The sequence below is a fragment of the Pseudomonas sp. SL4(2022) genome (assembly GCF_026625725.1).
In the GTDB taxonomy this organism is placed as follows: domain Bacteria; phylum Pseudomonadota; class Gammaproteobacteria; order Pseudomonadales; family Pseudomonadaceae; genus Aquipseudomonas.
Genome location: NZ_CP113060.1, coordinates 1,609,269 through 1,632,846, shown reverse-complemented (window position 1 = coordinate 1,632,846; position 23,578 = coordinate 1,609,269). Strand labels below are relative to the sequence as shown.

Annotated in this window: 27 protein-coding genes; 22 read left to right on the top strand and 5 right to left on the bottom strand. The window is 60.6% G+C overall.

The features are described 5' to 3' along the window. Positions 1-157: 157 nt before the first annotated feature. The 9 genes from OU997_RS07885 to OU997_RS07845 all read left to right on the top strand — a co-directional run bounded on the left by OU997_RS07885 (position 158) and on the right by OU997_RS07845 (position 8,406). Positions 158-1,066, top strand: coding sequence for a LysR family transcriptional regulator (locus tag OU997_RS07885; protein ID WP_108486664.1), 909 nt, complete (start codon positions 158-160; stop codon positions 1,064-1,066). 556 nt (positions 1,067-1,622) lie between these two features. Continuing rightward, on the top strand, positions 1,623-2,744 hold the full coding sequence (locus OU997_RS07880) for a Re/Si-specific NAD(P)(+) transhydrogenase subunit alpha (protein ID WP_108486663.1): 1,122 nt from the start codon (positions 1,623-1,625) through the stop codon (positions 2,742-2,744). Between the two features lie 14 nt (positions 2,745-2,758). Beyond that, a complete protein-coding gene (locus OU997_RS07875; protein WP_108486662.1) occupies positions 2,759-3,073 on the top strand; it encodes an NAD(P) transhydrogenase subunit alpha in 315 nt (104 codons plus the stop codon). Further along, positions 3,073-4,509, top strand: coding sequence for an NAD(P)(+) transhydrogenase (Re/Si-specific) subunit beta (locus OU997_RS07870; protein WP_108486661.1), 1,437 nt, complete (start codon positions 3,073-3,075; stop codon positions 4,507-4,509). The genes OU997_RS07875 and OU997_RS07870 overlap by 1 nt, the downstream gene beginning before the upstream one ends. Positions 4,510-4,948: 439 nt before the next feature. Continuing rightward, positions 4,949-5,164 carry a DUF1127 domain-containing protein gene (locus OU997_RS07865; RefSeq protein WP_108486660.1) on the top strand — a complete coding sequence of 72 codons (216 nt, stop codon included), beginning with the start codon at positions 4,949-4,951 and terminating at the stop codon, positions 5,162-5,164. Positions 5,165-5,429: 265 nt separating this feature from the next. Continuing rightward, a complete protein-coding gene (locus OU997_RS20860) occupies positions 5,430-5,636 on the top strand; it encodes a DUF1127 domain-containing protein (protein WP_324288941.1) in 207 nt (68 codons plus the stop codon). Between the two features lie 80 nt (positions 5,637-5,716). Continuing rightward, positions 5,717-6,034: a DUF2388 domain-containing protein gene (locus OU997_RS07855; RefSeq protein WP_108486658.1), complete on the top strand. Its 318-nt coding sequence runs from the start codon at positions 5,717-5,719 to the stop codon at positions 6,032-6,034. Positions 6,035-6,136: 102 nt separating this feature from the next. Then, a complete protein-coding gene (locus tag OU997_RS07850; RefSeq protein WP_108486657.1) occupies positions 6,137-6,457 on the top strand; it encodes a DUF2388 domain-containing protein in 321 nt (106 codons plus the stop codon). Continuing rightward, a complete protein-coding gene (locus tag OU997_RS07845) occupies positions 6,454-8,406 on the top strand; it encodes a DUF4105 domain-containing protein (RefSeq protein ID WP_267809572.1) in 1,953 nt (650 codons plus the stop codon). Before OU997_RS07850 ends, OU997_RS07845 begins: the two co-directional genes overlap by 4 nt. Here OU997_RS07845 and OU997_RS07840 read toward each other — a convergent pair. Beyond that, the gene (locus OU997_RS07840) at positions 8,403-8,807 is read right to left on the bottom strand and encodes a GFA family protein (RefSeq protein WP_267809571.1); all 405 of its coding nucleotides are present in this window, start codon (positions 8,805-8,807) and stop codon (positions 8,403-8,405) included. The two genes, OU997_RS07845 and OU997_RS07840, sit on opposite strands and share 4 nt — an antisense overlap. Before the next feature lie 109 nt (positions 8,808-8,916). Between OU997_RS07840 and OU997_RS07835 the strand changes: the two genes are divergently transcribed. The 3 genes from OU997_RS07835 to OU997_RS07825 all read left to right on the top strand — a co-directional run bounded on the left by OU997_RS07835 (position 8,917) and on the right by OU997_RS07825 (position 11,816). Further along, positions 8,917-9,825 (top strand): AEC family transporter, encoded by a 909-nt coding sequence (locus OU997_RS07835; RefSeq protein WP_108486654.1) that lies wholly within the window; start codon positions 8,917-8,919, stop codon positions 9,823-9,825. Between the two features lie 92 nt (positions 9,826-9,917). Further along, positions 9,918-10,976: a PA0069 family radical SAM protein gene (locus OU997_RS07830; protein WP_267809570.1), complete on the top strand. Its 1,059-nt coding sequence runs from the start codon at positions 9,918-9,920 to the stop codon at positions 10,974-10,976. A 111-nt stretch (positions 10,977-11,087) separates the two neighbouring features. Then, the gene (locus OU997_RS07825) at positions 11,088-11,816 is read left to right on the top strand and encodes a carbonic anhydrase (RefSeq protein WP_108486652.1); all 729 of its coding nucleotides are present in this window, start codon (positions 11,088-11,090) and stop codon (positions 11,814-11,816) included. A gap of 29 nt (positions 11,817-11,845) precedes the next feature. On the opposite strand, the gene OU997_RS07820 is transcribed toward OU997_RS07825, so the two are convergent. Next, a complete protein-coding gene (locus tag OU997_RS07820; protein ID WP_108486651.1) occupies positions 11,846-12,502 on the bottom strand; it encodes a hypothetical protein in 657 nt (218 codons plus the stop codon). Between the two features lie 360 nt (positions 12,503-12,862). Between OU997_RS07820 and coxB the strand changes: the two genes are divergently transcribed. From coxB to OU997_RS07800, 4 genes are read left to right on the top strand one after another with little or no spacing between them, the layout of a single operon-like run. Continuing rightward, entirely contained in the window at positions 12,863-13,987 is a 1,125-nt protein-coding gene (gene coxB / locus OU997_RS07815; RefSeq protein ID WP_177480033.1) for a cytochrome c oxidase subunit II, read from the top strand. A gap of 4 nt (positions 13,988-13,991) precedes the next feature. Continuing rightward, positions 13,992-15,596, top strand: a complete 1,605-nt coding sequence (ctaD, locus tag OU997_RS07810; protein ID WP_108486649.1) for a cytochrome c oxidase subunit I — start codon at positions 13,992-13,994, stop codon at positions 15,594-15,596. A gap of 12 nt (positions 15,597-15,608) precedes the next feature. Further along, positions 15,609-16,175 (top strand): cytochrome c oxidase assembly protein, encoded by a 567-nt coding sequence (locus tag OU997_RS07805; RefSeq protein ID WP_108486648.1) that lies wholly within the window; start codon positions 15,609-15,611, stop codon positions 16,173-16,175. A 12-nt stretch (positions 16,176-16,187) separates the two neighbouring features. Next, positions 16,188-17,084 (top strand): cytochrome c oxidase subunit 3, encoded by an 897-nt coding sequence (locus OU997_RS07800; protein ID WP_108486647.1) that lies wholly within the window; start codon positions 16,188-16,190, stop codon positions 17,082-17,084. A 5-nt stretch (positions 17,085-17,089) separates the two neighbouring features. On the opposite strand, the gene OU997_RS07795 is transcribed toward OU997_RS07800, so the two are convergent. Next, a complete protein-coding gene (locus OU997_RS07795; RefSeq protein WP_108486646.1) occupies positions 17,090-17,293 on the bottom strand; it encodes a twin transmembrane helix small protein in 204 nt (67 codons plus the stop codon). An 88-nt stretch (positions 17,294-17,381) separates the two neighbouring features. Between OU997_RS07795 and OU997_RS07790 the strand changes: the two genes are divergently transcribed. Genes OU997_RS07790 through OU997_RS07770 form a run of 5 tightly spaced genes read left to right on the top strand, consistent with a single transcriptional unit; the run spans position 17,382 to position 21,306 of the window. After that, entirely contained in the window at positions 17,382-18,113 is a 732-nt protein-coding gene (locus OU997_RS07790; protein ID WP_108486645.1) for an SURF1 family protein, read from the top strand. After that, positions 18,088-18,672, top strand: coding sequence for a hypothetical protein (locus OU997_RS07785; protein WP_267809569.1), 585 nt, complete (start codon positions 18,088-18,090; stop codon positions 18,670-18,672). The genes OU997_RS07790 and OU997_RS07785 overlap by 26 nt, the downstream gene beginning before the upstream one ends. A gap of 25 nt (positions 18,673-18,697) precedes the next feature. Then, on the top strand, positions 18,698-19,738 hold the full coding sequence (locus OU997_RS07780; RefSeq protein WP_267809568.1) for a COX15/CtaA family protein: 1,041 nt from the start codon (positions 18,698-18,700) through the stop codon (positions 19,736-19,738). 24 nt (positions 19,739-19,762) lie between these two features. Beyond that, a complete protein-coding gene (gene cyoE / locus OU997_RS07775; protein WP_108486642.1) occupies positions 19,763-20,662 on the top strand; it encodes a heme o synthase in 900 nt (299 codons plus the stop codon). 11 nt (positions 20,663-20,673) lie between these two features. Next, positions 20,674-21,306 (top strand): SCO family protein, encoded by a 633-nt coding sequence (locus tag OU997_RS07770; RefSeq protein ID WP_267809567.1) that lies wholly within the window; start codon positions 20,674-20,676, stop codon positions 21,304-21,306. 4 nt (positions 21,307-21,310) lie between these two features. On the opposite strand, the gene OU997_RS07765 is transcribed toward OU997_RS07770, so the two are convergent. Continuing rightward, complete coding sequence (locus OU997_RS07765) at positions 21,311-21,736, bottom strand: VOC family protein (RefSeq protein WP_108486640.1); 426 nt, start codon at positions 21,734-21,736, stop codon at positions 21,311-21,313. 110 nt (positions 21,737-21,846) lie between these two features. Between OU997_RS07765 and OU997_RS07760 the strand changes: the two genes are divergently transcribed. After that, positions 21,847-22,767, top strand: a complete 921-nt coding sequence (locus OU997_RS07760; protein ID WP_267809566.1) for a LysR substrate-binding domain-containing protein — start codon at positions 21,847-21,849, stop codon at positions 22,765-22,767. Here OU997_RS07760 and OU997_RS07755 read toward each other — a convergent pair. Beyond that, complete coding sequence (locus tag OU997_RS07755) at positions 22,764-23,534, bottom strand: MetQ/NlpA family ABC transporter substrate-binding protein (protein ID WP_267809565.1); 771 nt, start codon at positions 23,532-23,534, stop codon at positions 22,764-22,766. The two genes, OU997_RS07760 and OU997_RS07755, sit on opposite strands and share 4 nt — an antisense overlap. Positions 23,535-23,578 lie beyond the last annotated feature (44 nt).

Here is a 23,578-nt window from a genome sequence, read left to right as displayed (position 1 = left end):
CTGCGCAGCCGCACTGCGCTCGCCGGTGAGTGGATTGATCGTAGGCGGCTTGTGGCAGGCAGGCAAACGAGTATTGCGCACGCAGTTGTGCGAGTTGCTCACTTCGAGATAGCTTTAGTCGGCCTGTTTAACCGATCAAAGTGAGGGTGACGCACAGATGCGCCGCAAGATTCCCAGCACCGCCGCCCTTATCGCGTTCGAGTCTGCTGCTCGGCACCAGAGTTTCACCAAAGCGGCGCAGGAACTGAGCCTGACTCAGGGCGCAGTGTGCCGGCAGATAGCCGCGCTGGAGGCCTTCCTTAATATCGAGTTGTTCCGCCGTTCGCGCCGTGGCGTGCTGCTGACGGAGGCCGGGCAATCCTACGCGCGGCGGGTGGCCGGACAGCTTGATGCCGTGGAGCGCGACACCCTGGCGGTGATGGGCCAGCAGGGCGCGATGAGTATCGAACTGGCGGTGGTGCCGACCTTTGGTACGCAGTGGTTGCTACCGCGCTTGAAGGATTTTCAGCGCCTGCACCCGGAGATCACGGTCAACCTGACCAACCGCACGCGGCCCTTTCTGTTTGCCGATACCGAGTTCGACGCGGCGGTGTACTTCGGCGATGGCGACTGGTCCGGTACCCAGGCCCATCTACTGATGGGCGAAAACCCGATGCCGGTGTGCAGCCCTTCGTTGCTGGGCGGCCAGGCGGCGCTCAGTGCCGAGCAGATCGCCAACCTGCCGCTGTTACAGCAGACCACGCGGCCTTACGCTTGGCGTCAGTGGTTCAATGCCCAGGGGGTGAGTACCGTGCGAGACATGACCGGGCCGCGTTATGAGCTGTTCTCCATGTTGGCCCAGGCGGCCATGCACGAAATGGGCGTTGCACTGATTCCGCCGTTTCTGATTCGCCGTGAGTTGGATGAGGGACGGCTGGTGATTGCTGTGCCGTTGAGCCTGCCGACCGACAAGGCGTATTACCTGATGATTCCCGAGCGCAAGTTGGAATCGGCGGCACTGTTGTTGCTGCGCGACTGGCTGGTGCGCGAGGCGCATGCCTATGCCCTGGTCCATGGCTTGAAATAGACAACGGTCTGTCAGGTTGTTGGCGAGAAAGACCGTCAAAGCTTCGGCGGCAATTGGTCGTAAAAACCGTTACCTCGCGAGAAAGGCCGCCCAGCGTGCGGGTTCGATCAATGTTGACCCCGTAGTCAGCTATCTGGATGGCTACACTTACCCGCCTACCGGCGCGTGCCAGGTGTTGCATTTTTTGCACACAAATGTCCCTGCAGCCCCCTGAAACAGTGGTTCTACCGGTTTGTCAGGGGTATCGCCGTTGATCTGATGGCGCTGCATTTACGTCAAGAATGTATAAACCCTACTTTGCTTCGCTCGACTGGCTATAAGCCTTGCTCCACAAGGTCTTACGGGTTTTTGCTGGTTGTGAGGTCATGCAGTGACTTGTAGTTATCGCAAGGTTTTACTTCATAACGCCTTGAAGGCTATGGCCTTCGCCTGCAAAATGCCGCGCCCCGCTTGTATCAATGCTGTTTGCAGGTCGGGTTTGTGCTGATCCTCCCCATTGCCCGCGTGCCACCCGCAGTGCGCCGGTTCACTAAAAAGATCACGCAGGAGAATTGAAGTGCACATCGGTGTTCCTCTCGAAACCCATGCTGGTGAGACGCGCGTTGCCGCAACTCCCGAAACCATCAAGAAGCTGATCGGCCAGGGCCATCAGGTGACTGTGCAAACCGGTGCCGGCGTCAGCGCCAGCATTCCGGACAGTGCCTATGAAGCCGTTGGCGCCGCCATCGGCAATGATGCCGCTGCTTTTGGTGCCGATCTGGTGCTCAAAGTGGTTGCGCCGACCGAAGCCGAGCTGGCCCACATGAAAACCGGCGCGGTGCTGGTTGGCATGCTCAACCCGTTCAGCAACGAAACCATCGCCCGCATGAATGCCCGCGGCATCACCGCCTTTGCCCTGGAAGCTGCGCCGCGCACGTCCCGCGCACAGAGCCTGGATGTACTGAGCTCGCAAGCCAACATCGCCGGCTACAAGGCCGTGCTGCTGGCGGCGCATCACTACCCGCGCTTTATGCCGATGCTGATGACGGCGGCCGGTACGGTCAAAGCCGCACGCGTGCTGATTCTTGGTGCCGGTGTGGCAGGTCTGCAAGCCATCGCGACGGCCAAGCGCCTGGGTGCGGTGATCGAGGCCTCCGACGTGCGTCCTGCCGTGAAGGAGCAGATCGAGTCGCTCGGCGCCAAGTTCGTCGACGTGCCGTTCGAGACCGATGAAGAGCGTGAGTGCGCCCAAGGCGTGGGCGGCTATGCCCGGCCGATGCCCGCCTCGTGGATGGAGCGTCAGGCCAAGGCGGTGCACGAGCGCGCCAAGCAGGCTGACATCGTCATCACCACCGCACTGATTCCGGGCCGCAAGGCGCCGACTCTGCTGCATGAAGCCACTGTGGCGGAAATGAAACCAGGTTCGGTGATCATCGATCTCGCGGCGGCGCAAGGCGGCAACTGCCCGCTGACCGAAGCCGAGCAGGTGGTGATCAAGCATGGCGTGACCATCGTGGGCCACAGCAACCTGGCGGCCATGGTGCCGGCGGATGCTTCCGCGCTGTATGCACGCAACCTGCTGGACTTCCTCAAGCTGGTCATCGACGGCGAAGGCAAGTTCCACCTCAACCTTGAAGACGACATCGTCGCTGCGTGCCTGATGTGCCGCGATGGCAACGTCGTGCGCACTAACGGCTAAGGGGAGTACCGCTCATGGATATGATTTCTGATGGCATCTACAACCTGATCATCTTCGCGCTGGCCATCTATGTGGGCTACCACGTGGTATGGAACGTCACCCCGGCCCTGCACACCCCGCTGATGGCGGTAACCAACGCGATTTCCGCGATCGTCATCGTCGGCGCCATGCTGGCCGCTGCCCTCACCGTGACCCCGCTGGGCAAAGCCATGGGCACCCTGGCGGTGGCCCTGGCGGCGGTCAACGTGTTCGGTGGTTTCCTGGTAACCCGGCGCATGCTGGAAATGTTCAAGAAGAAAGCGCCCAAGGCGCAGGCGGAGAAGCACTGATGAGCATGAACCTGATCACTGTTCTCTATCTCGTCGCCTCGATCTGCTTTATCCAGGCGCTTAAAGGCCTGTCGCACCCGACCACGTCGCGTCGCGGCAACCTGTTCGGCATGATCGGTATGGGCATCGCGGTGCTTACCACCGTCGGCCTGATCTACAAGCTCGGTGCTGAAATTGCCACCCAGGGCATCGGTTACGTGATTGTCGGCCTGCTGGTCGGCGGTACCGCTGGCTCGATCATGGCCAAGCGTGTGGAAATGACCAAGATGCCGGAACTGGTCGCCTTCATGCACAGCATGATCGGCCTGGCTGCGGTGTTTATCGCCATTGCCGCCGTCGTCGAACCGCAGTCCCTGGGTATCGTTGCGGCCCTGGGTGATGCAATCCCGGCCGGTAACCGTCTGGAACTGTTCCTCGGTGCGGCCATTGGCGCGATCACCTTTTCCGGTTCGGTCATCGCCTTCGGCAAACTCTCGGGCAAATACAAGTTCCGCCTGTTCCAGGGCGCACCGGTACAGTTCAAGGGCCAGCACCTGGTCAACCTGCTGGTTGGCCTGGCCATCATCGGCCTGGGTCTGTACTACACCTTCACCGGCAACATCACCGCCTTCGCCATTCTGGTGGCCCTGGCCTTCGTCATCGGCGTGCTGATCATCATCCCGATTGGCGGTGCTGACATGCCGGTGGTGGTGTCGATGCTCAACAGCTACTCGGGATGGGCGGCGGCCGGTATCGGCTTCTCGCTGAACAACTCGATGCTGATCATTGCCGGTTCGCTGGTGGGTTCTTCGGGCGCGATTCTCTCGTACATCATGTGTAAGGCGATGAATCGCTCGTTCTTCAACGTCATCCTCGGTGGCTTTGGTGGCGCGGCAGATGCCGGCGGCCCAGCCGGTACCCAGGAAGCGCGTCCGGTTAAGTCTGGCTCGTCCGACGACGCCGCCTTCCTGCTGACCAACGCCGACACCGTGATCATCGTTCCGGGCTACGGCCTCGCGGTAGCCCGTGCCCAGCACGCACTGATGGAGCTGGCCGAGAAGCTGACTCACCGCGGCGTGACCGTGAAGTACGCGATTCATCCGGTTGCCGGTCGTATGCCGGGCCACATGAACGTTCTGCTGGCTGAGGCCGAAGTGCCTTACGAGCAGGTGTTCGAGATGGAAGACATCAACTCCGAGTTCGGCCAGGCCGACGTGGTGCTGGTGCTGGGCGCCAACGACGTGGTCAACCCAGCCGCGAAGAACGATCCGAAGTCGCCGATCGCCGGCATGCCGATCCTCGAGGCCTACAAAGCCAAGACTGTGATCGTCAACAAGCGCTCGATGGCCAGCGGTTACGCCGGCCTGGACAACGAACTGTTCTACCTGGACAAGACCATGATGGTCTTCGGCGACGCCAAGAAAGTCATCGAAGACATGGTTAAAGCGGTGGAGTAACACGCGCCGCAGCGTTGCTGAAAGAGCCCGGCCTTCGCGCCGGGCTTTTTTATGCGCGTATATCCCGCCGTTGGGCCGATTTGCGCAAACAACAGTGCCCACGCCCTTAATTGTCTGATCGATCAGAAAACGCTGTTAACCCGCGCAGAATCTGAAAAACAGGTCAGCTGTCACAGCAGTGCAATGCGTAACTGTACTGGTTATAAATCACTGCTATTTTTATATAAGGCAGTTAATAAGTCTGGTAATTCCATAATTTCAGAGTGAATCACTTATTAGCATTACAGTTAACGCAATAAAATACAGCACAGTTACGAAGCAACCTATCTATTAGCCCTGCAATTCAATTCAGCTGTGGCTACAGCACCATGGGTGTGCGCTGCATAATTCTCCCATCGCAACACACCACTGACCCGCCACAAGCGGAAGGATGATCACCATGGAACGTACCCTCAGTTCCGACCTGTTTTTCGACCACAGCCAATCCACCGGCTCCAGCGCCCTGCCGCTGCGTATCTTCACCACTGTTCTGCAATGGCAGCGCCGCGTTGTTAGCCGCCGCCAGTTGGCGCGCCTTGATGGCCGTCTGCTTGCCGACGCCGGCATCAGCGAAGCACAGCGTCATGCTGAACTGAGCAAGCCCTTCTGGCGTTAAGCGTCACCAAGCACCGATTTCTGCTCCTCCCTTAATGGGATTTTTGAAAGCTCCAGCGCCCTGCGTGTTGGGGCTTTCTTTTTATGTGCCGGGAAAAGTGCTCAGGCCGTTGACTGGTTGCAACAGTCTGCTGTGCTGCTAAGCGGTACAGTTCTTATAAAAAGCCTACTGCGCCATAACAATTTTCAGGCGCTGTCTCTGACCCTGCTCTCCGCTTCTGCGCACCATAGGTTGCCCTTTTTCGTCTTTGACAAGGAGTTGCGCTATGGAACGCACAATCAAGCATGAGCCCTCGCAAAACACTCAGGTGGATCAACCGCTTTGGTTACGCGCCTATCTAGCATTCTGTGGCTGGCAGCGTAATAGAGATGTTCGCAGACAACTGACGCGCCTTGATAGCCGTCAGTTGGCCGACGCCGGCATCACCGAGGCGCAGCGTCAGGCCGAGTTGGCAAAGCCGTTCTGGCGCTAGGCCGCCGGGCAACCAACCCGCACAGCCGGGGTCTACACTGAACCCAGCCTGTCTGTTGGGCCATTTTCAGGAGTGTGGATATGAATGTGATAAAGACCTTGAGCCTTGCTGCATTAATGGCTCTGGCAGGCACGGCTGGCGCGACCAGCTTTGTGGTTACCACCGATGCGGTGGTGGGAGCGATTGGGGCGACCTCGGAAGCGATCTCCGATGTGTCCTCGTCTTTTACCGATGACAAGATTGTGCTGGTCGCGCGCGATGACGCCGCTGCGTTTGTCGCCAGCCAGGGCAACATCCGTGGAGTGCACCTGGAGGCCGCTCTGCAGCATATCCGTCAGCAGGTACCGACGCTGCAGGGCGACGACATGCAGCTGGCGACGGCAATCCTCAGCCTTTGAACGCGCCGCCAGCGCTTGGCCAGAAGCGCTGGTGGAACTGTGCGGCACACTGCCCGTCTAAGCAGGCCCATCCGACGGAATGGCTGATTTTTGGAGATGCATATGCGCCCTATCTTGCTCAGTACCCTGGTTGCAGCTGTACTGCTCAGTGCCACCGCACAGGCGCAAACCCTGGTGGCGACCAGCAATATCATCGTGCGTGCGCTGGATCGTTCCTTCGATTTCACCTCGGATACCACCACGTCCATTCGTGATTCGAAAGTCGTGCTCGCGGCGCGTGACGATGCGGCCAGCTTTGTTGCCAGCCAAGGGCAGTTCCGTGGTGCCCAGCTGGAAGCGGCCATCGGCATCATTCGTAGCCACGTGCCTGAAGCGCAGAGCGCTTCCGATCTGGTACTGGCCGAAGCCATCCTGGCGCTGTGAGTTGGTCGCGTACCTGGCTGCTTGGGTTGGCGTTACTGGCCAGCACCTGTAGCCAAGCCGAGTTGCGCCTGCAACTCACGGATGCCGAACTCAGTCCTGCTGAGCGCCAGGCTAGCCAGCAACTGCTGCAAGACGCCTTGGCCGCTTTGCCGCCACGCCTCAAGCAGCAACTCGACCGTCGCGTGAGCGTGCGTTGGCGCAATCTGCCTGCGCAGGTGTATGGCCGCGCCGGGCGTTTCAGCGGCATTGAACTGAATAGCGCGTTGCTGCCTGGGTTAAGCGACGGCAGTCGCACCACCACCCTGACCTCACGTCCTCATGGCACTGTGCGCCGCGAATTGTTGGCGACGGTGCTGCACGAAATTACCCATCTCTATGACCGCGCCCAGCTCTGGCCGCAGGTAGAGCGGCAACTGCAACACCAGTGCCGTCAGCGCGAGCAGAGCCTGGGTGCTGTTGGCCTGCCGGATTACTGTCGGGGACAGACGGCGCGGCGCTTTACCCTGAGTGATGATCCGCTGCTGCTCGACCTGGCCGGCTGGCCGCAGCAGGTCGGCCGGCGTGGTACGCGCGAGCAGGACAATCATCAGGTCGCGCGCAGCCCGGATAGCTACGAACTGAGCAACCCACGCGAGTTTCTCGCCGTCAACACGGAGTATTTCCTCCTCGACCCCAGCTACGCCTGTCGCCGGCCTTCGTTGGCACGCTACATGAGCGCGCATTTCGCCTGGACGCCGGCGAATCAGCAGCCTTGCGCTGAAGGCTTGGCCTACCTGAATGCCGGGCGCGACTTCGCTCGCCAGCCGCTGGGCAGTATCGACCCGCAGCGGGTGTATCAGGTGGATTACCTGCTGGCCGAAGCCAACGATGCACTGGCCAGCCGTTGGGGCCACAGCATGTTGCGCCTGGTCATCTGCGCGCCTGGTCGGCCGCTGGGGCCGGACTGTCGGCTGGATCTGCAGGAGCACCTGGTGCTGTCCTATCGGGCCTTTGTTGGTGATGTGCAGTTGTCCAGTTGGGATGGCCTGACGGGTGCCTACCCTTCGCGGCTGTTTGTGCTGCCACTGGAGCAGGTGATCGAGGAATACACCAAGGTGGAGCTGCGCAGCCTGGCCTCGGTGCCGCTCAGGCTGAACCGTGTGCAGTTGGAGCATTTGGTGACCCGCGCCGTCGAGCAACACTGGAGCTATGACGGCGACTACTGGTTCCTTTCCAACAACTGTGCTGTGGAAACCCTCAAGCTGCTGCGCAGTGGTACTCAGCATCCGCGTCTGCACGCGCTCGACAGCATCATGCCCAATGGCCTGCTCGACACCCTGGTGGCGCGTGGTCTGGCCGACCGCAGCGTACTGGCTGACGATGCCGAGGCATTGCGTCTGGGCTATCGCTTCGACTCGTTCCGTGACCGTTACCAGGCCATGTTCAGTGTGCTGCAGGCACAGCTGCCGATTGAACAGACCCAAGTCGAGGACTGGCTGGCCTTACCGGCGGAGCAGCGTCAGCCCTGGTTTGCTCGCGCCGATCTGCGCACCAGCGCGGCCCTGCTGCTGCTCGAGCAGGCGGCACTGCGTCGGCAACTGCTATTGGCTCAGGATGAGCTCAAGCGCCGTTACCTCAGTGGCCGTGATGGTGTTGATCCCACGCTGAACAAGGCCGGTGGTGCGTTGCAGCAGATCCTCGCCAACAGCGGTTTTCTCAGTCGCCCGGCGGAATTGCTCGAAGGCGGCTACGGCCTGCCGCAGCGCGCCGAATGGCAGCGACTGGAAACCCAAAGCCAGGCGCGCCAGCAGCAATTGCGCCAGCTCAGTGACAACCTCGACCAAGAAGTGCGCACTCTGCTGGAGCCGGCTCGTTTGGCCGAGATGCAAGCCACTGAAACCAACCTGACGCAACTGGGTGCGCATCTGCGTGCCCTGCATAAATCCGGCGGCGGCCTGCAGTTGCCCTAGCCCATGATTTCCTGGTCTTCCTCGGGCAGCTGCGGGTCGAGGTGCAGCCAGGGCAGGCGGCTTTGCACCCAGATATGCCGATCCGCCGGGGCCAGTTCAGGCTCGTCCAGCGTAGCGACGGTTACATCCAGGGTCTCCGGACTGAGCTGGGTGAGCAACGCCAGATGCGCGCCGCATTGCCCACAGAAATAACGTGTGCAACTGGCTGACGAGGCGTACTCGCGCGGCCTGCCGGCCAACCAGCGAAAGCTCGTCTGCGGCACGCTGATCCAGGTCGTGACGATGCCGCCCGTGCTGCGTCGGCAGATCGAGCAATGACAGTGGGCAATGTCGCGTAGCGGCGCGCTGAACGCATAACGCAAGGCACCGCAGTGGCAACCGCCCTGATGGAGAGCAGACATAGGACGTCCTCGTCGGGATGCTCAGGTCAATTAGCCTAATCCCGACATCGGCCTTGCGTCACGCGATAGGGCTGACCAAGATGAGCGCTGACCACCGCCGGGGGCTCCCGTGACCGAACTGTTGTTGGCCTTGTGGCCATTGTTTGCCCTGATCGTTGCAGGCTGTTACCTGCGTCGCTGGGCGTTCCCCAATGAGGCGTTTTGGCCGGGTGCTGAGCGGCTGAACTATTTCATACTGTTCCCGGCGCTGCTGTTCAGCAGCCTGGCGACGGCGCCGCTGGATAATCCGGCGTTGCCGCGCCTAGGTTTGGCGGTGCTGCTGGCGCTGGGTATTGCCTGGCTGGCGCTGTTGCTGGTGCGACGGGTGCGGGGTTGGCCTGCAGGGCGTTTTGGCGCGTTCAGCCAAGGCATTCTGCGTTTCAATACCTATCTCGGCTTGGCGGCGGTGGGCAGCCTGTTTGGCCAAGAAGGCCTGACCCTGGCGGCCATCATGCTCGCCCTGATGGTGCCGACGGTGAATGTGCTGTCCGTCTGGTCGCTGACAGCCGAGCGTGGCGTCAGTGCGCGCAGACTGTTGCTGCCGATCCTGAAGAATCCGTTGATCCTAGCCTGCCTGGGCGGCGCGCTGGTCAACCTCAGTGGCCTTGGCCTGCCGGGCGGCAGTGACCGTCTGCTTAGCCTGCTGGCAGCCGCGAGCCTGCCGCTGGGTCTGCTCTGTGTCGGTGCGGCGCTGAAACCGGAGCAGTTGGGCGGCGAGATTCCGGCCCTGGGGTGGAACAGCCTGCTGCGTCTGCTGGGCATGCCCTTGCTGGCCTGGCTGGTCGCCGATGGTCTGCATTTACCGGCGATGGAAAGCACGGTGTTGGTGTTGTTCTTTGCCCTGCCAACCGCGCCTACTGCCTATGTACTGACCCGTCAGCTGGGCGGTGAGAGCCAACTGATGGCCGGTATCATCACCCTGCAAACCCTGCTGGCGGCGGCCAGCTTGCCGCTGTTGTTGCTACTGGTGGCTGGCTGATGCATATCCCAGGAAAGGGCGGGCGGACGCTCGAAGCTTGGTGATGCTTATAAATTACTGTATTTATATACAGTAATTTATGGAGCCAGCCCATGTCCGTTTCTTTGCCGCCGCGCGGTCGCGGGACCGCCAGTAATCCACATAACCGTTTTGCGCCGCAGCGCATTATCGCCAGCGATGACGGCTGGTTTCAGGAGGTGCCGCCCAGCCGGGCAACCGAGGTGCGCAGCGAAACCGCAAAAAGCATCATCACCCGCAACCAGTCGCCGGACTTGCCCTTCGACCGCTCGCTCAATCCCTACCGTGGCTGTGAACATGGTTGCATTTATTGTTATGCCAGGCCCAGTCACGCCTACTGGGATCTGTCGCCGGGGCTGGATTTCGAAACCAAGCTGATCGCCAAGACCAACGCCGTGGCGCTGCTTGAACAGCAACTGAGCAAGCCTGGTTATGTCTGTGCGCCGATCAACCTGGGTTCCAACACCGATCCTTATCAACCGATCGAGCGTCAGCACCTGCTGACGCGCAACAGCCTCAAGGTGCTGCTTGACTACCGTCACCCGGTCACCATCGTTACCAAGGGTTCGTTGATTCTGCGTGACCTCGATCTGCTTACTGAGCTGGCGCAGCAGCGGCTGGTGGCGGTAATGATCAGCCTGACCACCCTGGATGACGAACTCAAACGCATCATGGAGCCGCGCGCCGCTGCGCCGGCAGCGCGCCTACGGGCGATTCGCGTGCTGCGTGACAACCGTATTCCGGTTGGTGTGCTGTGTTCGCCCATGATCCCGATGATCAACGACATGGAGCTGGAGCACTTGCTGGCAGCGGCCAAGGAGGCCGGCGCGCAGAGCGCCAATTACATGCTGCTGCGCCTGCCACGTGAAGTGGCGCCGTTATTCGATGAGTGGTTGCAGGCGCATTATCCGCAGCGCGCCGAGCATGTGCTCAGCCTGATCCGGCAGAGCCGGGGCGGTGCGCTGTATGACAGCCGTTTCGGTCAGCGTTTTCGCGGTGAAGGGGCGTTTGCCGAATTGCTCGCGCAACGCTTTGCCCTGGCCAGCAAGCGCCTGGGTCTGAATCGACGCGAGGCGTTCAACCTGGACTGCACGCGCTTCTGTCCGCCGGGTGGCCAGCTGGCGCTGCTGTAACAGGCGTGCAAGGTTGCCGTCAGCGCCTGCGCCAGTGACACTTGGCATGTGACTTGCCAGCCTGCTTGGCTGTCGCTTTAGCAGGTTTTTTCAGGTTCAGAGGTCGCAAACATGCCATACAAGCATCAGTTGATCCCGCTGCAAGGGCGCACAGGTACTGAGAGTGCCGAGGAAGCCTTGCAGATCATCTTTGATGGTTTCAAGCGCTTTCGCAGCGAAATATTTCCGCAGCAGGAAGACCTGTTCAAAAAGCTCGCCACTGCGCAGAACCCGCGCGCAATGTTTATCACCTGCGCCGACTCGCGGGTGGTGCCGGAGTTGATCACGCAAAGCTCGCCTGGCGACCTGTTCGTCAACCGCAATGTTGGCAACGTGGTGCCGGCCTACGGGCAGATGATGGGTGGGGTGTCCACCGCCATCGAGTACGCGGTGCTGGCGTTGGGCGTGCAACACATCATCGTGTGCGGCCACTCTGACTGCGGTGCGATGAAGGCCGTATTGGCCCCCGAGACCCTGGAGAGCATGCCGACGGTGAAGGCCTGGCTGCGTCACAGCGAAGTGGCGCTCAAGGTGGTCGAGGCGAACTGCGGCTGTGAAGGCCATGACAGGCTGGGTATTCTCACCGAGGAGAATGTGGTGGCCCAGCTCAATCACCTGTGCACCCACCCATCGGTGGCGGCACGGGTGGCCAGCGGCCAGCTGTTTATCCACGGCTGGGTGTATGACATCGAAACCAGCGAGATCAAAGCGTACGACGCGGTGAAAGGTGAGTTCCGATTGATCGGCGACGGCCCGCTGCCGATGGCCACCCCCCGTGCGCGCTATCTGCCGAGCAGCTAGTCAGCCACCGCGCGAGGGGTGAAGGCCTGCTATCCCGCCGCGCGGGTTTCATCCAGTTGCAGCTCAACCCCGAGCTGTCGTGACAGGCACGGCCAGCGTTGCCATGCCGCATCGGTCTGTGGATTGTGCAGGCGCTCGCGGTAGGCCTGTACCGAGTCCAGGGCAAAACTGGCATCGTCGAGCATACCGTCGACGGCATGGTGCACAGCCTCATCCAGCTGGTTGGCAAAGGCTTCGCCAATCAGTTGGTGGGCAATCAGGTTGGCCACTGTAGTGTCCAGCGGGATCAACGGTGCGCCCAGGTGGGCGATATAGCGATCATTCACTTCCTCGACCAGGCGATGGGCCAGATAGGCCTCATCCAGCAATCCTTCCAAACCATCATGTCCGCTCATCAGTGCCGGAGGTTGCAGAAAGAACTGCTCGGCCACTTTCAGTACTGGCTTGATCTGCGCTTCGATTCCGGCTTCGCGTGCTACTTGTTGGGCCGCCTGCAGCAGCTCCGGTACTTGCTCGATATAAGCGCTGACAAAGCGCAACAGCACACCGTCGGTATCAATACTGGGCAGGCGAATGGACGGGTGTAACTGGTCTAGGTGGCGGCGCATCTGTGCGGCCAGTCGGCCCGTGCTGGCTTCATGTTGCTGGGCATGCTGAATCAGTTGCTGCAAGGCGGCGATGTTCATGACTGCTCCTGAAATGAGGACATGGGCGAGAACCTTAGCTGGCTCAACGCATTTGCTAAGACTCGATTGTCATAATTATTAAACAGTTATGCGAGTCAGCTATATAAGCCATCGCCGAGTTCTACCGTCCCCACGATTTCCGCGGCTTTCAGAGAGGGTTCTGGGGTCGCTGCCTGATTTCAGCGTCAGCGTTGCCAGGTGGGAGGCCGTGTCTATACTCGAATTCGAAAGGCAGTACCTGATGACTCCGAATTAGCAGCGGCGAAACAGTTTTCACAGGCATTTTCACCGTGGAAATGTGTGACTACTCAGCCAAAGACCGATTCGGCGGATAACAAGAAAAATTAAGGGGAACCCGCAATGATGCGACATCCACGAGTCTGGATGGGCCTCCTGTTGTGGTTGGTATTCAGCTCGGCACACGCCAGCTGGGGCGTCAATATGGCGCCAGGTGCCACCGAGGTCAGCCGCTCCGTTTTTGATCTGCACATGACCATCTTCTGGATCTGCGTCGTGATCGGTGTGATCGTATTCGGCGTGATGTTCTGGTCGATGCTTATCCATCGCCGCTCTACGGGGCAGGAGCCGGCACACTTCCACGAAAGCACCACGGTCGAGATTCTCTGGACCGTCGTTCCGCTGGTCATCCTGGTGCTGATGGCCATACCGGCCACCAAGACCTTGATCGAAATCTACGACTCCAGCGAATCCGAGCTGGATATTCAGGTCACGGGCTATCAATGGAAATGGCATTACAAATACCTGGGTGAAGACGTCGAGTTCTTCAGCAACCTGACCACGCCCAAGGATCAGATCAACAACAAAGCCACCAAAGGCGAGCACTACCTGCTCGAGGTGGACGAGCCGCTGGTGGTGCCGGTCGGCACCAAAGTGCGCTTTCTGATCACGGCCGCCGACGTCATCCACTCTTGGTGGGTGCCGGCGCTGGCAGTGAAGAAAGACGCCATCCCTGGTTTTATCAACGAATCCTGGACGCGTATCGACGAGCCGGGCATCTACCGTGGCCAATGCACCGAGTTGTGCGGCAAGGACCACGGCTTTATGCCCGTGGTGGTAGAAGCCAAGTCGAAAGAGGACTACGCGGCCTGGCTCGCCGAGCGCAAGGTGGCAGCGGCCGCTGAGCGTGAACTGACCACTAAAGAGTGGACCATGGACGAGCTGATGGCGCGTGGCGAGAAGTCCTACCAGACCAACTGCGCATCCTGCCACCAGCCAACCGGTGAAGGCCTGCCGCCTATGTTCCCGGCACTCAAAGGCTCGGCGATTGCTACCGGACCTGCGGCCGGTCATATCGGCATCGTGGTCAACGGCAAGTCGGGCACTTCGATGGCCGCTTTTGGCAAGCAACTCTCGGAAGTCGATATCGCCGCGATCATCACCTACGAACGCAACGCCTGGGGCAATGCGGTAGGCGACATGGTCACGCCGAAAGACATCCTCGCGTTCAAACAGGCTCAGGAGTAAGGACATGAGTGCAGTGATCGATCCGGGCCACGCTGGCCACGGTCATGCCGGACATGACCATCACCACGGCCCGGCCAAAGGCCTGATGCGCTGGGTGTTGACCACCAACCATAAAGACATCGGCACCATGTACTTGTGGTTCAGCTTCGCCATGTTCCTGCTGGGTGGCAGCATGGCCATGGTGATTCGTGCCGAGCTGTTCCAGCCGGGCCTGCAGATCGTGCAGCCGGAATTCTTCAACCAAATGACCACCATGCACGGCCTGATCATGGTCTTTGGCGCGGTGATGCCGGCGTTTGTCGGCCTGGCCAACTGGATGATTCCGCTGATGATCGGCGCGCCGGACATGGCCCTGCCGCGGATGAACAACTTCAGTTTCTGGCTACTGCCAGCGGCGTTCGGCATGTTGGTCAGTACGTTGTTCATGGAGGGCGGCGGACCGAACTTCGGCTGGACCTTCTATGCGCCGCTGTCGACCACCTACGCGCCGGAGTCGGTGACCTTCTTTATCTTCGCCGTGCACCTGATGGGTATCAGTTCGATCATGGGGGCGATTAACGTGGTCGCCACCATCCTCAACTTGCGCGCCCCCGGCATGACGCTGATGAAAATGCCGTTATTCGTCTGGACCTGGCTGATCACCGCTTTTCTGCTGATCGCGGTCATGCCGGTACTGGCCGGTTGCGTAACCATGATGCTGATGGACATCCATTTCGGCACCAGCTTCTTCAGTGCTGCCGGTGGCGGTGACCCAGTGCTGTTCCAGCATGTGTTCTGGTTCTTCGGTCACCCCGAGGTGTACATCATGATCCTGCCGGCGTTCGGCGCGGTCAGTGCGATCATTCCTGCCTTCGCCCGTAAGCCGCTGTTTGGCTACACCTCGATGGTCTATGCGACGGCAAGCATCGCCTTTCTGTCGTTTATCGTCTGGGCGCACCACATGTTTACCGTCGGCATCCCGCTGACCGGCGAGCTGTTCTTTATGTACGCCACCATGCTGATTGCCGTGCCCACCGGGGTGAAGGTGTTCAACTGGGCCAGCACCATGTGGCGCGGTTCGATGACCTTTGAGACGCCGATGCTGTTCTCGGTGGCCTTCGTCATCCTGTTCACCATTGGTGGTTTCTCCGGCCTGATGCTGGCCATCGCCCCGGCGGACTTCCAGTACCACGACACCTACTTTGTGGTGGCGCACTTCCATTACGTGCTGGTGCCTGGGGCTATCTTCGGCATCTTCGCCTCGGCCTATTACTGGCTGCCGAAGTGGACCGGGCACATGTACGACGAAACCCTCGGCAAGCTGCATTTCTGGATGAGCTTTATCGGCATGAACCTGGCGTTCTTCCCGATGCACTTTGTCGGCTTGGCCGGCATGCCGCGGCGTATTCCGGACTACAACATGATGTTCGCCAACTTCAACATGGTGTCGAGTATCGGCGCCTTCATGTTTGGCGCCACTCAGTTGCTATTCCTGTTTATCGTCATCAAGTGCATTCGTGGCGGCAAGCCTGCCGCAGCCAAGCCTTGGGACGGTGCTGAAGGGTTGGAGTGGACGGTGCCGTCGCCGGCGCCCTATCACACCTTCACCACACCACCTGAAGTGAAATAAGGACACCGACCGATGAGCGAAGCCCTGTCGACCCGCCGCCTGGTTATCCGCCTGTCACTGGTGGTGGTCGGCATGTTCGGCTTCGGTTTTGCCTTGGTGCCGATCTATGACGTGATGTGCCAGGCCTTTGGCATCAACGGCAAAACCGCTGGTGCTTATGAGGCTGGGTTGCAAAGCACCGATGAGTCGCGCCAGGTGCGCGTGCAGTTTCTCGCCACCAATGCCGCCGAGATGGTCTGGGAGTTCAGTCCTCAGGCCGATGAGGTTCTGGTGCATCCGGGCGAAAGCACGCAGATGCTGTTTGTCGCCTACAACCCCACGGATAAGCCGATGACCGCCCAGGCAATTCCCAGCGTGGCGCCGTCCAAAGCCGCTGCCTACTTTCACAAGACCGAGTGTTTTTGTTTTACCCAGCAGGTACTGCAACCCGGTGAGCGTATCGAAATGCCGGTGCGCTTTATCGTCGATAGAGACTTACCGGCAGATGTTCGCCACCTGACCCTGGCTTACACCTTGTTTGATATCACTGCGCGCAAACCGGCGGTGGCACAAGCGACCCTTAACCGGGCGACTCCATAAGGAGAACAATAAATGTCGAGTCACGAAACTCATGAAAACTATTACGTCCCGGCCCAGAGCAAATGGCCGATCATCGCCACGTTGGGCATGCTGTTCTCGGTGTACGGCGTGGGCACCTGGTTCAATGATCTGAAGGCGGACCGCGCCGACTCCAATGGCCCATTGATCTTCTTTATCGGCGGACTGTTTCTCGCCTACATGCTGTTCGGCTGGTTCGGCAATGTGATCAAGGAAAGTCGCGGCGGCCTCTACAGCCCGCAGATGGATCGCTCGTTCCGCTGGGGCATGAGCTGGTTCATCTTCTCCGAGGTGATGTTCTTTGCGGCGTTCTTTGGCGTGCTGTTCTACGTGCGTACCTGGGCCGGCCCCTGGCTCGGTGGTGAGGGCGACAAAGGGGTGAGCAACATGCTCTGGCCGGGATTCGAATACACCTGGCCGCTGCTCAACACGCCTGATCCGAAACTCTATCCCGCCCCCAGTGGGGTCATCAGTGCCTGGGGCCTGCCGCTGATCAATACCATCTTGCTGGTCACTTCCAGCTTTACCCTGACCTTCGCCCACCACGCGCTGCGCAAGAACCACCGCAAACCGCTGACCCTGTGGCTGGCGCTGACGGTGATTCTCGGTATCGCCTTTTTGGTGCTGCAGGTCGAAGAGTACATCCATGCCTACACCGAACTGGGCCTGACCCTCGGCTCGGGCATATACGGCGCCACCTTCTTCATGCTCACCGGCTTTCACGGTGCCCACGTGACCCTGGGCGCCCTGATGCTGAGCATCATGCTGATTCGGGTGATCCGTGGCCATTTCAGCCCCGAGCAGCATTTCGGCTTCGAGGCGGCGGCCTGGTATTGGCACTTTGTTGATGTGGTGTGGATTGGTCTGTTTGTCTTTGTCTATGTGCTGTGAGGTGCTTACCAAGTGACGTGGGAAACCAGTTGGCCGCTGTAGAAGCCCCAGGCAATAAGGGCAACGGTCAGCGCGGTAAGGGTCACGCGCACAGTCAGCGCGTTGACCACCCGGGAGGTTTTACCTTCGTCCTTGACCAGAAAGAACAGGCCACTGAATAGGCTGACCAGAGTAGCCAGTAGTAACAGGACGATCGCGGCTTTGAGCATGCGTGACTCCCAAGCGGAACTTCGGGGGAAGGGAAATGCGCTTCAGCTGCAGTATAGCCAGCTTGTGCAGGGCTTTAGGGAGGTTGCCATGAGCACCTTCCGTCCTGGCTGGCTGCCCAGCGTACTGGTGCTGCTGCTGTTTCCCTGCCTGATCGCCCTAGGCTTCTGGCAGCTGGCACGGGCCGAAGAAAAGCGCGAGCTGCTGGCCGCACACCAGGCCCAGCAACTGGCCGCCCCGATCAGCATCGATGAGCTGGAGCGTCAGCCCAATCCGGCTTACCAGCGCGTGCAGCTCCAGGGCTTCTTCGATGCACGGCATACCCTGTTGCTCGACAACCGCACCCGTGACGGCAAAGTCGGCGTCGAGGTGCTACAACCCTTCTATGACCAAATCAGCGGCCTTTGGCTATTGCTCAATCGCGGCTGGCTGCCTTGGCCGGATCGTCGCATCAGCCCAACCTTCGCTACCCCGGATACCCCGCTGCGTTTGCAGGCAACGGTGTATGTGCCTCCAGGGGAGACCTTTCAGCTCCAGAATACGCCACCGGCCGGCGGCTGGCCGCGTGTGGTCAGCGAGGTCAAGCCTGAAGCCTTGTGGCAGCAACTGGGGCGTGGTGGCCTGAGCTATGAGGTGCGCCTCGAGCCGGGTCCCGCGTCATTTCAAAGCGATTGGCCGGTTATCGCCATGAGTCCTGACAAACACCTCGGTTACGCCGTGCAATGGTTCTCCCTGGCGGCGGCTTTGCTCGGCCTGTTTATCTATCTCGGTCTATCTAATGCGCGGGAGATTCGCCATGAACCCAGCCATCGCCCTGCCTGAAGTGTCACCTAGTCAGCGTCGCCGTGGGCGGCTGCAGCTGATCCTGATTCTGGCCGTGGTTATCGGCCCGATGATCCTCGCCAGCGCCATGTATCAGTGGCGTTTCTGGGTGCCGGAAACCCGCAGCTACCACGGTGAGCTGATCGGCACCGGGCAGACCCGCGCCGACCTCGGGGTTGTCGGTGCCGAAGAACAGCGCTGGCAATTGCTGGTGACCGTTCCGGATGTCTGCGATGCCGCCTGCAAGGAACTGGTGTTCCTCGCCCGCCAGGTGCATATCGGCCTCAACCGTGATGTCGGCCGCGCTGCCCATGGTCTGGCCACTGCTCAGCCGCTGAGTGATGACTACGACGCCCAGCTGCGCCGCGAATATCCGCAACTGGCGCGTTATCAGCTGCAGCTGGATGCCTACGGCAAAACCGCCGGCCAGGCCGAAGGCGCGCAACTGTGGATCGTCGATCCACACGGCAATCTGGTGCTGCGTTATGACGCCACCAGCAAGGGCAAGGCGATTCTCAACGACCTGCGGCATCTGCTGAAAATCTCACAAATTGGTTAATGCTGCCCTCGGCTAAGGACTGATGATGAGCAAGCCTGGTTACCGTTTTGCCCTGTTCGCCACCCTGCTGGCGGTCGTGGTCGTGCTGCTCGGTGCCTATACCCGCTTGACCCACGCCGGCCTGGGTTGTCCGGACTGGCCGGGTTGCTACGGCTTTATCGGCGTGCCGATGAGCGAGCACAAACAGACCCTGGCTGAGGCGCGTTTCCCTGAAGCGCCGGTGGAAGTGGCCAAGGGCTGGTACGAGATGATTCACCGCTATTTTGCTGGCGCTTTGGGGCTGGTGATTCTCGGTCTGGCGGTGCAGGCGCTGCGCCGTCGTGGCGAGGTGGGTCAGCCACTCAAACTGCCGCTGTTCTTGCTGTGCCTGGTGACACTACAGGCCGCCTTTGGCATGTGGACAGTGACCCTCAAGCTCTGGCCGCAGGTGGTGACGGCGCACCTGTTGGGCGGCTTTGCCACCCTCAGTCTGTTGTTTCTTTTAACCCTGCGTCTATCCGGCAAGGCGGCCGCCTTGGCCAATCTGCCGGCACGGCTGCGCAGCCTGGCAGCGCTCGGCCTATTGCTGGTGATCGGGCAGATCGCTCTGGGCGGTTGGGTCAGCAGCAACTATGCGGCGGTCGCCTGCGTCGATCTGCCGACCTGTCATGGCGAATGGTGGCCGGCGATGGATTTTGCCAACGGTTTTCACCTGACCCAGCATATCGGCCCCAACTACCTCGGCGGGCAGCTCGACAGTGATGCGCGCACCGCCATTCATATGACCCACCGTATCGGCGCACTGCTGGTCACCCTGGTGCTGCTGCTATTGGCCTGGCAATTGAAACGCCATGGCCTGTTGAGGCTTGCCGGTTTGCTGGTGCTGGCACTGGCGGTGCAAATCAGCCTGGGTATCAGCAACGTGGTGTTTCATTTGCCGCTGCTGGTAGCGGTGGCGCATAACCTCGGCGGCGCGGCGCTGCTGCTGACCCTGGTGCTGATCAATTACCGTCTGCGCCGCCCTGCATGGTTGGCATCCCCCGTGACAGAGACGTCTGCCGGCTTCGCCGCGCTGCCCGGCAAATAACCAGAACAATCGAGGAGAGACCTTATGGCTACTCTAGTGCGCGAACAGCAAGCCCATGCCACTTGGCGCGATTATCTGGAGCTGACCAAACCCCGGGTGGTGGTGCTGATGCTGATCACCTCCCTGGTCGGCATGTTTCTCGCCACCCGCGCAGGCGTTGCCTGGGAGGTGTTGATCTTTGGCAACCTGGGTATCGGTCTGTGTGCCGGCGCGGCGGCGGCGGTCAACCATGTGGTCGACCGGCGTATTGATTCGATCATGGCGCGCACCCATAAACGGCCGGTGACGGCCGGGCGTTTGTCACCGACTGCGGCGCTGGGCTTCGCCTTGCTGTTGGCGGTTGCAGGCATGGCCTTGTTGCTGACCTTTACCAACGAGCTGGCGGCCTGGCTGACCTTGGCCTCGCTGCTAGGTTATGCGGTGCTTTACACCGGCTTTCTCAAACGCGCCACGCCGCAGAATATCGTCATCGGCGGCCTGGCCGGCGCGGCGCCGCCGTTGCTCGGCTGGGTGGCAGTCACTGGACATGTCAGTGCCGAGCCATTGTTGTTGGTGCTGATTATCTTTGCCTGGACGCCTCCGCATTTCTGGGCCCTGGCCATCCACCGCAAAGAGGAATACGCCAAGGCCGATATCCCCATGCTGCCGGTGACCCACGGCGAGCACTACACCAAGGTGCATATTCTGCTGTACACCCTGGTGATGTTTGCCGTGACCCTGCTGCCTTACGCCATTCATATGAGCGGGCTGCTCTATCTCGCCTGCGCTGTGCTGTTGGGCGGGCGCTTTCTGTACTGGGCGGTGGTGCTGTACCGTGACAGCAAACCGCATGCGGCGATCAGCACCTTCAAGTACAGCATCTGGTATCTTTTCGCGCTGTTTATCGCCCTGCTGGTCGACCACTATCTGCTGTTAAACCTGTAATCGTTGGTGCCATGACCCGAACCCAGATCACCGTTTTTGTTCTCGTTGCCATCGTCGCCCTGGTGCTGGGGCTCACCGTCAATAAGGTGCTGACCAGCAAGGGCCAGGGTGACCCCACCGTGCTGCTGGATGCCGGCATCGTTCTGCTGCCACAAAGCCGCAGCCTGCCGGAGATGAGTCTGACCAATCAGGACGGGCAGGCCGTGGCGGTTGATCAGCTCAAGGATCAGTGGAGCCTGCTGTTTTTCGGCTACACCTTCTGCCCAGATATTTGCCCGGCCACCCTCGCCCAGTTACGCCAACTGCAAGGTCAGCTACCGCCGGAAACCCTGGCCAAGTTGCGTATCGTGCTGGTCACGGTTGACCCCAATCGTGACACGCCGGAGCAGTTGAAGAAGTACCTGGATTATTTCGACGCTGGTTTTATCGGCCTGACTGCTGAGCAGGCGACCATCCAGAAGCTGGCAAATGCTGTCAGCATTCCGTTTATTCCGGCTGATACCAGCCAGGAAAACTACACTGTCGACCACAGCGGCAACCTGGTGCTGATTGGCCCCGATGGCAAGCAGCGTGGCTTTATCCGCGCGCCGATCAACAACACCAAGCTGGCCGCGCAGTTGCCCGGCCTACTTGATCGCCCGTAACCCGCTATTTGGCGAATAGCTGGCTGATGTCCTTGAACGCCTTGAATTCCAGGGCGTTGCCGCACGGGTCGAGCAGGAACAGCGTAGCCTGCTCGCCGACCTGGCCGGCGAAGCGCACATAGGGCTCGATCACAAATGGCGTGCCCTTGGCCTGTAGCCGCGCCGCCAGCGTTTGCCAGTCCTCCCAGCTCAATACCACACCGAAATGCGGCACTGGCACGTCGTGGCCGTCCACCGGGTTGCTGTGCGCGGCTTCCTGATGCGCCATCTTTGGCGCCTGGTGGATCACCAGTTGATGGCCGAAGAAATCGAAATCCACCCAGTGGTCGCTGCTGCGGCCTTCGGCACAGCCGAACACCTCGCCGTAGAAGTGCCGTGCGGCTGCCAGGTCGTAAACGGGAATTGCCAGGTGAAAGGGGGCGAGTGCCATGGGTGCGGTCCTTCAGGTTGCGGTCAGGAGATTCTCATCAGCAGCGATACTGATGAAAAGCGAATATCCTTGCTCGCAAGCACCAATAAAATTGATCAATCGGGGCGTCGATGCTGCGCGAATTGAAAACCTTTGTAGCCGTGGCCCGCTACGGCACCTTCGCCGCGGCTGGGCAGCAGGTGGGTCTGACCCAGTCGGCGGTCAGCGCACAAATGCGCGTGCTGGAGCAGAGCCTGGGCGTTAGGTTGTTCGAGCGAAGTGGGCGTTCGGCGGTGCTCAATGCGGCCGGTCGGCATGCCTTGCCGCTGGCGGAGCAGATGCTTGGGTTGTATGCGCAGATGGCCTTGCCGACCAGCGCGGCCGAGTGGCAGGGCGAACTCAAGGTCGGTTCGATTGCCACCCTGCAGACCGGCCTGCTGCCCGAGGCCTTGCCGCGATTTCGTGCAGCCGCGCCATGCGTCGAATTGAAGCTGGTGCCCGGCGTGTCGCTGAACCTGCTGAGCCAGATCGATGCCGGCGAACTCGATCTGGCGCTGCTGATCAAGCCGCCGTTCGAGCTGCCCAAGGAGCTGCTGCAGATCAGCCTGGCGCGCGAGCCGTTTGTGCTGATCACCCCGCTCAGCGTGACGGCGGATGAGCCGCTGCAGATCCTCGCCGAACAGCCGTTCGTGCGCTACGACCGGCGCTCGTTCGGCGGTCGGCGGGTCAACCAGTTCCTCCGCGAGCATCGCTTAGTGGTGCAGGAAGCGCTGGAGCTGGATGAGCTGGAGGCTATCGTGCGGATGGTCGAGTGCGGCCTTGGCGTCTCGCTGATTCCGCGTGCCGGCCTGTGGCTGCAGCGGCCGACGCAGTTGCGGGTGATCGAGCTGGGCGAGCTGACCTTCTACCGCGAACTGGTGGCGATATTGCGCCGCGCTCAGCGTCAGCCTGCTCTGGACTGCCTGCTGGACTGCCTGCGTGAGGCGGCCCTAAATGACAAACCCCGCACGGGGCGGGGTTTGGCTGAGGGTGCAGCAAACGCGGCGTCTTAGAACGCCGGAACGACAGCGCCCTGATACTTCTCAGCGATAAAGGCTTTCACTTCGGCGCTGTTCAGCGCCTTGGCCAGTTTCTGCAGGGCCGCGTTGTCCTTGTTGTCGGCACGCGCGACCAGGATGTTGACGTACGGCGAGTCGCTGCCTTCGATGGCCAGCGCGTCCTTGGTTGGGTTGAGCTTGGCTTCCAGGGCGTAGTTGGTGTTGATCAGCGCCAGGTCGACCTGAGTCAGCACGCGCGGCAGGGTGGCCGCTTCCAGCTCACGTACCTTGATGGCTTTCGGGTTCTCGACGATGTCTTTCGAGGTGGCGAGGATGCCCGCTTCCGGCTTCAGGGTAATAATCCCGGCCTTCTGCAGCAGCAGCAGGGCGCGGCCGCCATTGGTGGCGTCGTTCGGGATCACCACGTTGGCGCCTTGTGGCAGGTCGGCCAGTTTCTTGTGCTGGCTGGAGTATGCGCCGAAGGGCTCGACGTGAACGCCAGCTACGCTGACCAGCTCGGTGCCACGGCTCTTGTTGAACTCATTCAGGTACGGCTGGTGCTGGAAGAAGTTGGCATCCAGGCGTTTTTCGGCAACCTGCACGTTCGGCTGCACGTAGTCGGTGAACACTTTGATGTTCAGTTCAACGCCGTCTTTGGCCAGCGCGGGCTTAACGAATTCGAGGATTTCCGCGTGCGGTACGGCAGTAGCGGCGACGCTCAGGCTTTCGGCCTGGGCGGAGAAGGCTGCCAGGGCAGCGAATGCAGCGATCAGTTTTTTCATCGTAAAGCTCCTTGTGGGATGTGTGCGGAGGCCGGCAGGTAACC

What these genes read in the sequence shown, in the direction of transcription:
- OU997_RS07885 (WP_108486664.1), top strand. Translation starts at nt 158, where the DNA reads ATGCGCCGCAAGATTCCCAGCACCGCCGCCCTTATCGCGTTCGAGTCT.
- OU997_RS07875 (WP_108486662.1), top strand. Translation starts at nt 2,759, where the DNA reads ATGGATATGATTTCTGATGGCATCTACAACCTGATCATCTTCGCGCTG.
- OU997_RS07870 (WP_108486661.1), top strand. Translation starts at nt 3,073, where the DNA reads ATGAGCATGAACCTGATCACTGTTCTCTATCTCGTCGCCTCGATCTGC.
- OU997_RS07865 (WP_108486660.1), top strand. Translation starts at nt 4,949, where the DNA reads ATGGAACGTACCCTCAGTTCCGACCTGTTTTTCGACCACAGCCAATCC.
- OU997_RS20860 (WP_324288941.1), top strand. Translation starts at nt 5,430, where the DNA reads ATGGAACGCACAATCAAGCATGAGCCCTCGCAAAACACTCAGGTGGAT.
- OU997_RS07855 (WP_108486658.1), top strand. Translation starts at nt 5,717, where the DNA reads ATGAATGTGATAAAGACCTTGAGCCTTGCTGCATTAATGGCTCTGGCA.
- OU997_RS07850 (WP_108486657.1), top strand. Translation starts at nt 6,137, where the DNA reads ATGCGCCCTATCTTGCTCAGTACCCTGGTTGCAGCTGTACTGCTCAGT.
- OU997_RS07840 (WP_267809571.1), bottom strand. Translation starts at nt 8,807, where the DNA reads ATGTCTGCTCTCCATCAGGGCGGTTGCCACTGCGGTGCCTTGCGTTAT.
- OU997_RS07830 (WP_267809570.1), top strand. Translation starts at nt 9,918, where the DNA reads ATGTCCGTTTCTTTGCCGCCGCGCGGTCGCGGGACCGCCAGTAATCCA.
- OU997_RS07825 (WP_108486652.1), top strand. Translation starts at nt 11,088, where the DNA reads ATGCCATACAAGCATCAGTTGATCCCGCTGCAAGGGCGCACAGGTACT.
- OU997_RS07820 (WP_108486651.1), bottom strand. Translation starts at nt 12,502, where the DNA reads ATGAACATCGCCGCCTTGCAGCAACTGATTCAGCATGCCCAGCAACAT.
- coxB (WP_177480033.1), top strand. Translation starts at nt 12,863, where the DNA reads ATGATGCGACATCCACGAGTCTGGATGGGCCTCCTGTTGTGGTTGGTA.
- ctaD (WP_108486649.1), top strand. Translation starts at nt 13,992, where the DNA reads ATGAGTGCAGTGATCGATCCGGGCCACGCTGGCCACGGTCATGCCGGA.
- OU997_RS07805 (WP_108486648.1), top strand. Translation starts at nt 15,609, where the DNA reads ATGAGCGAAGCCCTGTCGACCCGCCGCCTGGTTATCCGCCTGTCACTG.
- OU997_RS07800 (WP_108486647.1), top strand. Translation starts at nt 16,188, where the DNA reads ATGTCGAGTCACGAAACTCATGAAAACTATTACGTCCCGGCCCAGAGC.
- OU997_RS07795 (WP_108486646.1), bottom strand. Translation starts at nt 17,293, where the DNA reads ATGCTCAAAGCCGCGATCGTCCTGTTACTACTGGCTACTCTGGTCAGC.
- OU997_RS07790 (WP_108486645.1), top strand. Translation starts at nt 17,382, where the DNA reads ATGAGCACCTTCCGTCCTGGCTGGCTGCCCAGCGTACTGGTGCTGCTG.
- OU997_RS07785 (WP_267809569.1), top strand. Translation starts at nt 18,088, where the DNA reads ATGAACCCAGCCATCGCCCTGCCTGAAGTGTCACCTAGTCAGCGTCGC.
- OU997_RS07780 (WP_267809568.1), top strand. Translation starts at nt 18,698, where the DNA reads ATGAGCAAGCCTGGTTACCGTTTTGCCCTGTTCGCCACCCTGCTGGCG.
- cyoE (WP_108486642.1), top strand. Translation starts at nt 19,763, where the DNA reads ATGGCTACTCTAGTGCGCGAACAGCAAGCCCATGCCACTTGGCGCGAT.
- OU997_RS07770 (WP_267809567.1), top strand. Translation starts at nt 20,674, where the DNA reads ATGACCCGAACCCAGATCACCGTTTTTGTTCTCGTTGCCATCGTCGCC.
- OU997_RS07765 (WP_108486640.1), bottom strand. Translation starts at nt 21,736, where the DNA reads ATGGCACTCGCCCCCTTTCACCTGGCAATTCCCGTTTACGACCTGGCA.
- OU997_RS07760 (WP_267809566.1), top strand. Translation starts at nt 21,847, where the DNA reads ATGCTGCGCGAATTGAAAACCTTTGTAGCCGTGGCCCGCTACGGCACC.
- OU997_RS07755 (WP_267809565.1), bottom strand. Translation starts at nt 23,534, where the DNA reads ATGAAAAAACTGATCGCTGCATTCGCTGCCCTGGCAGCCTTCTCCGCC.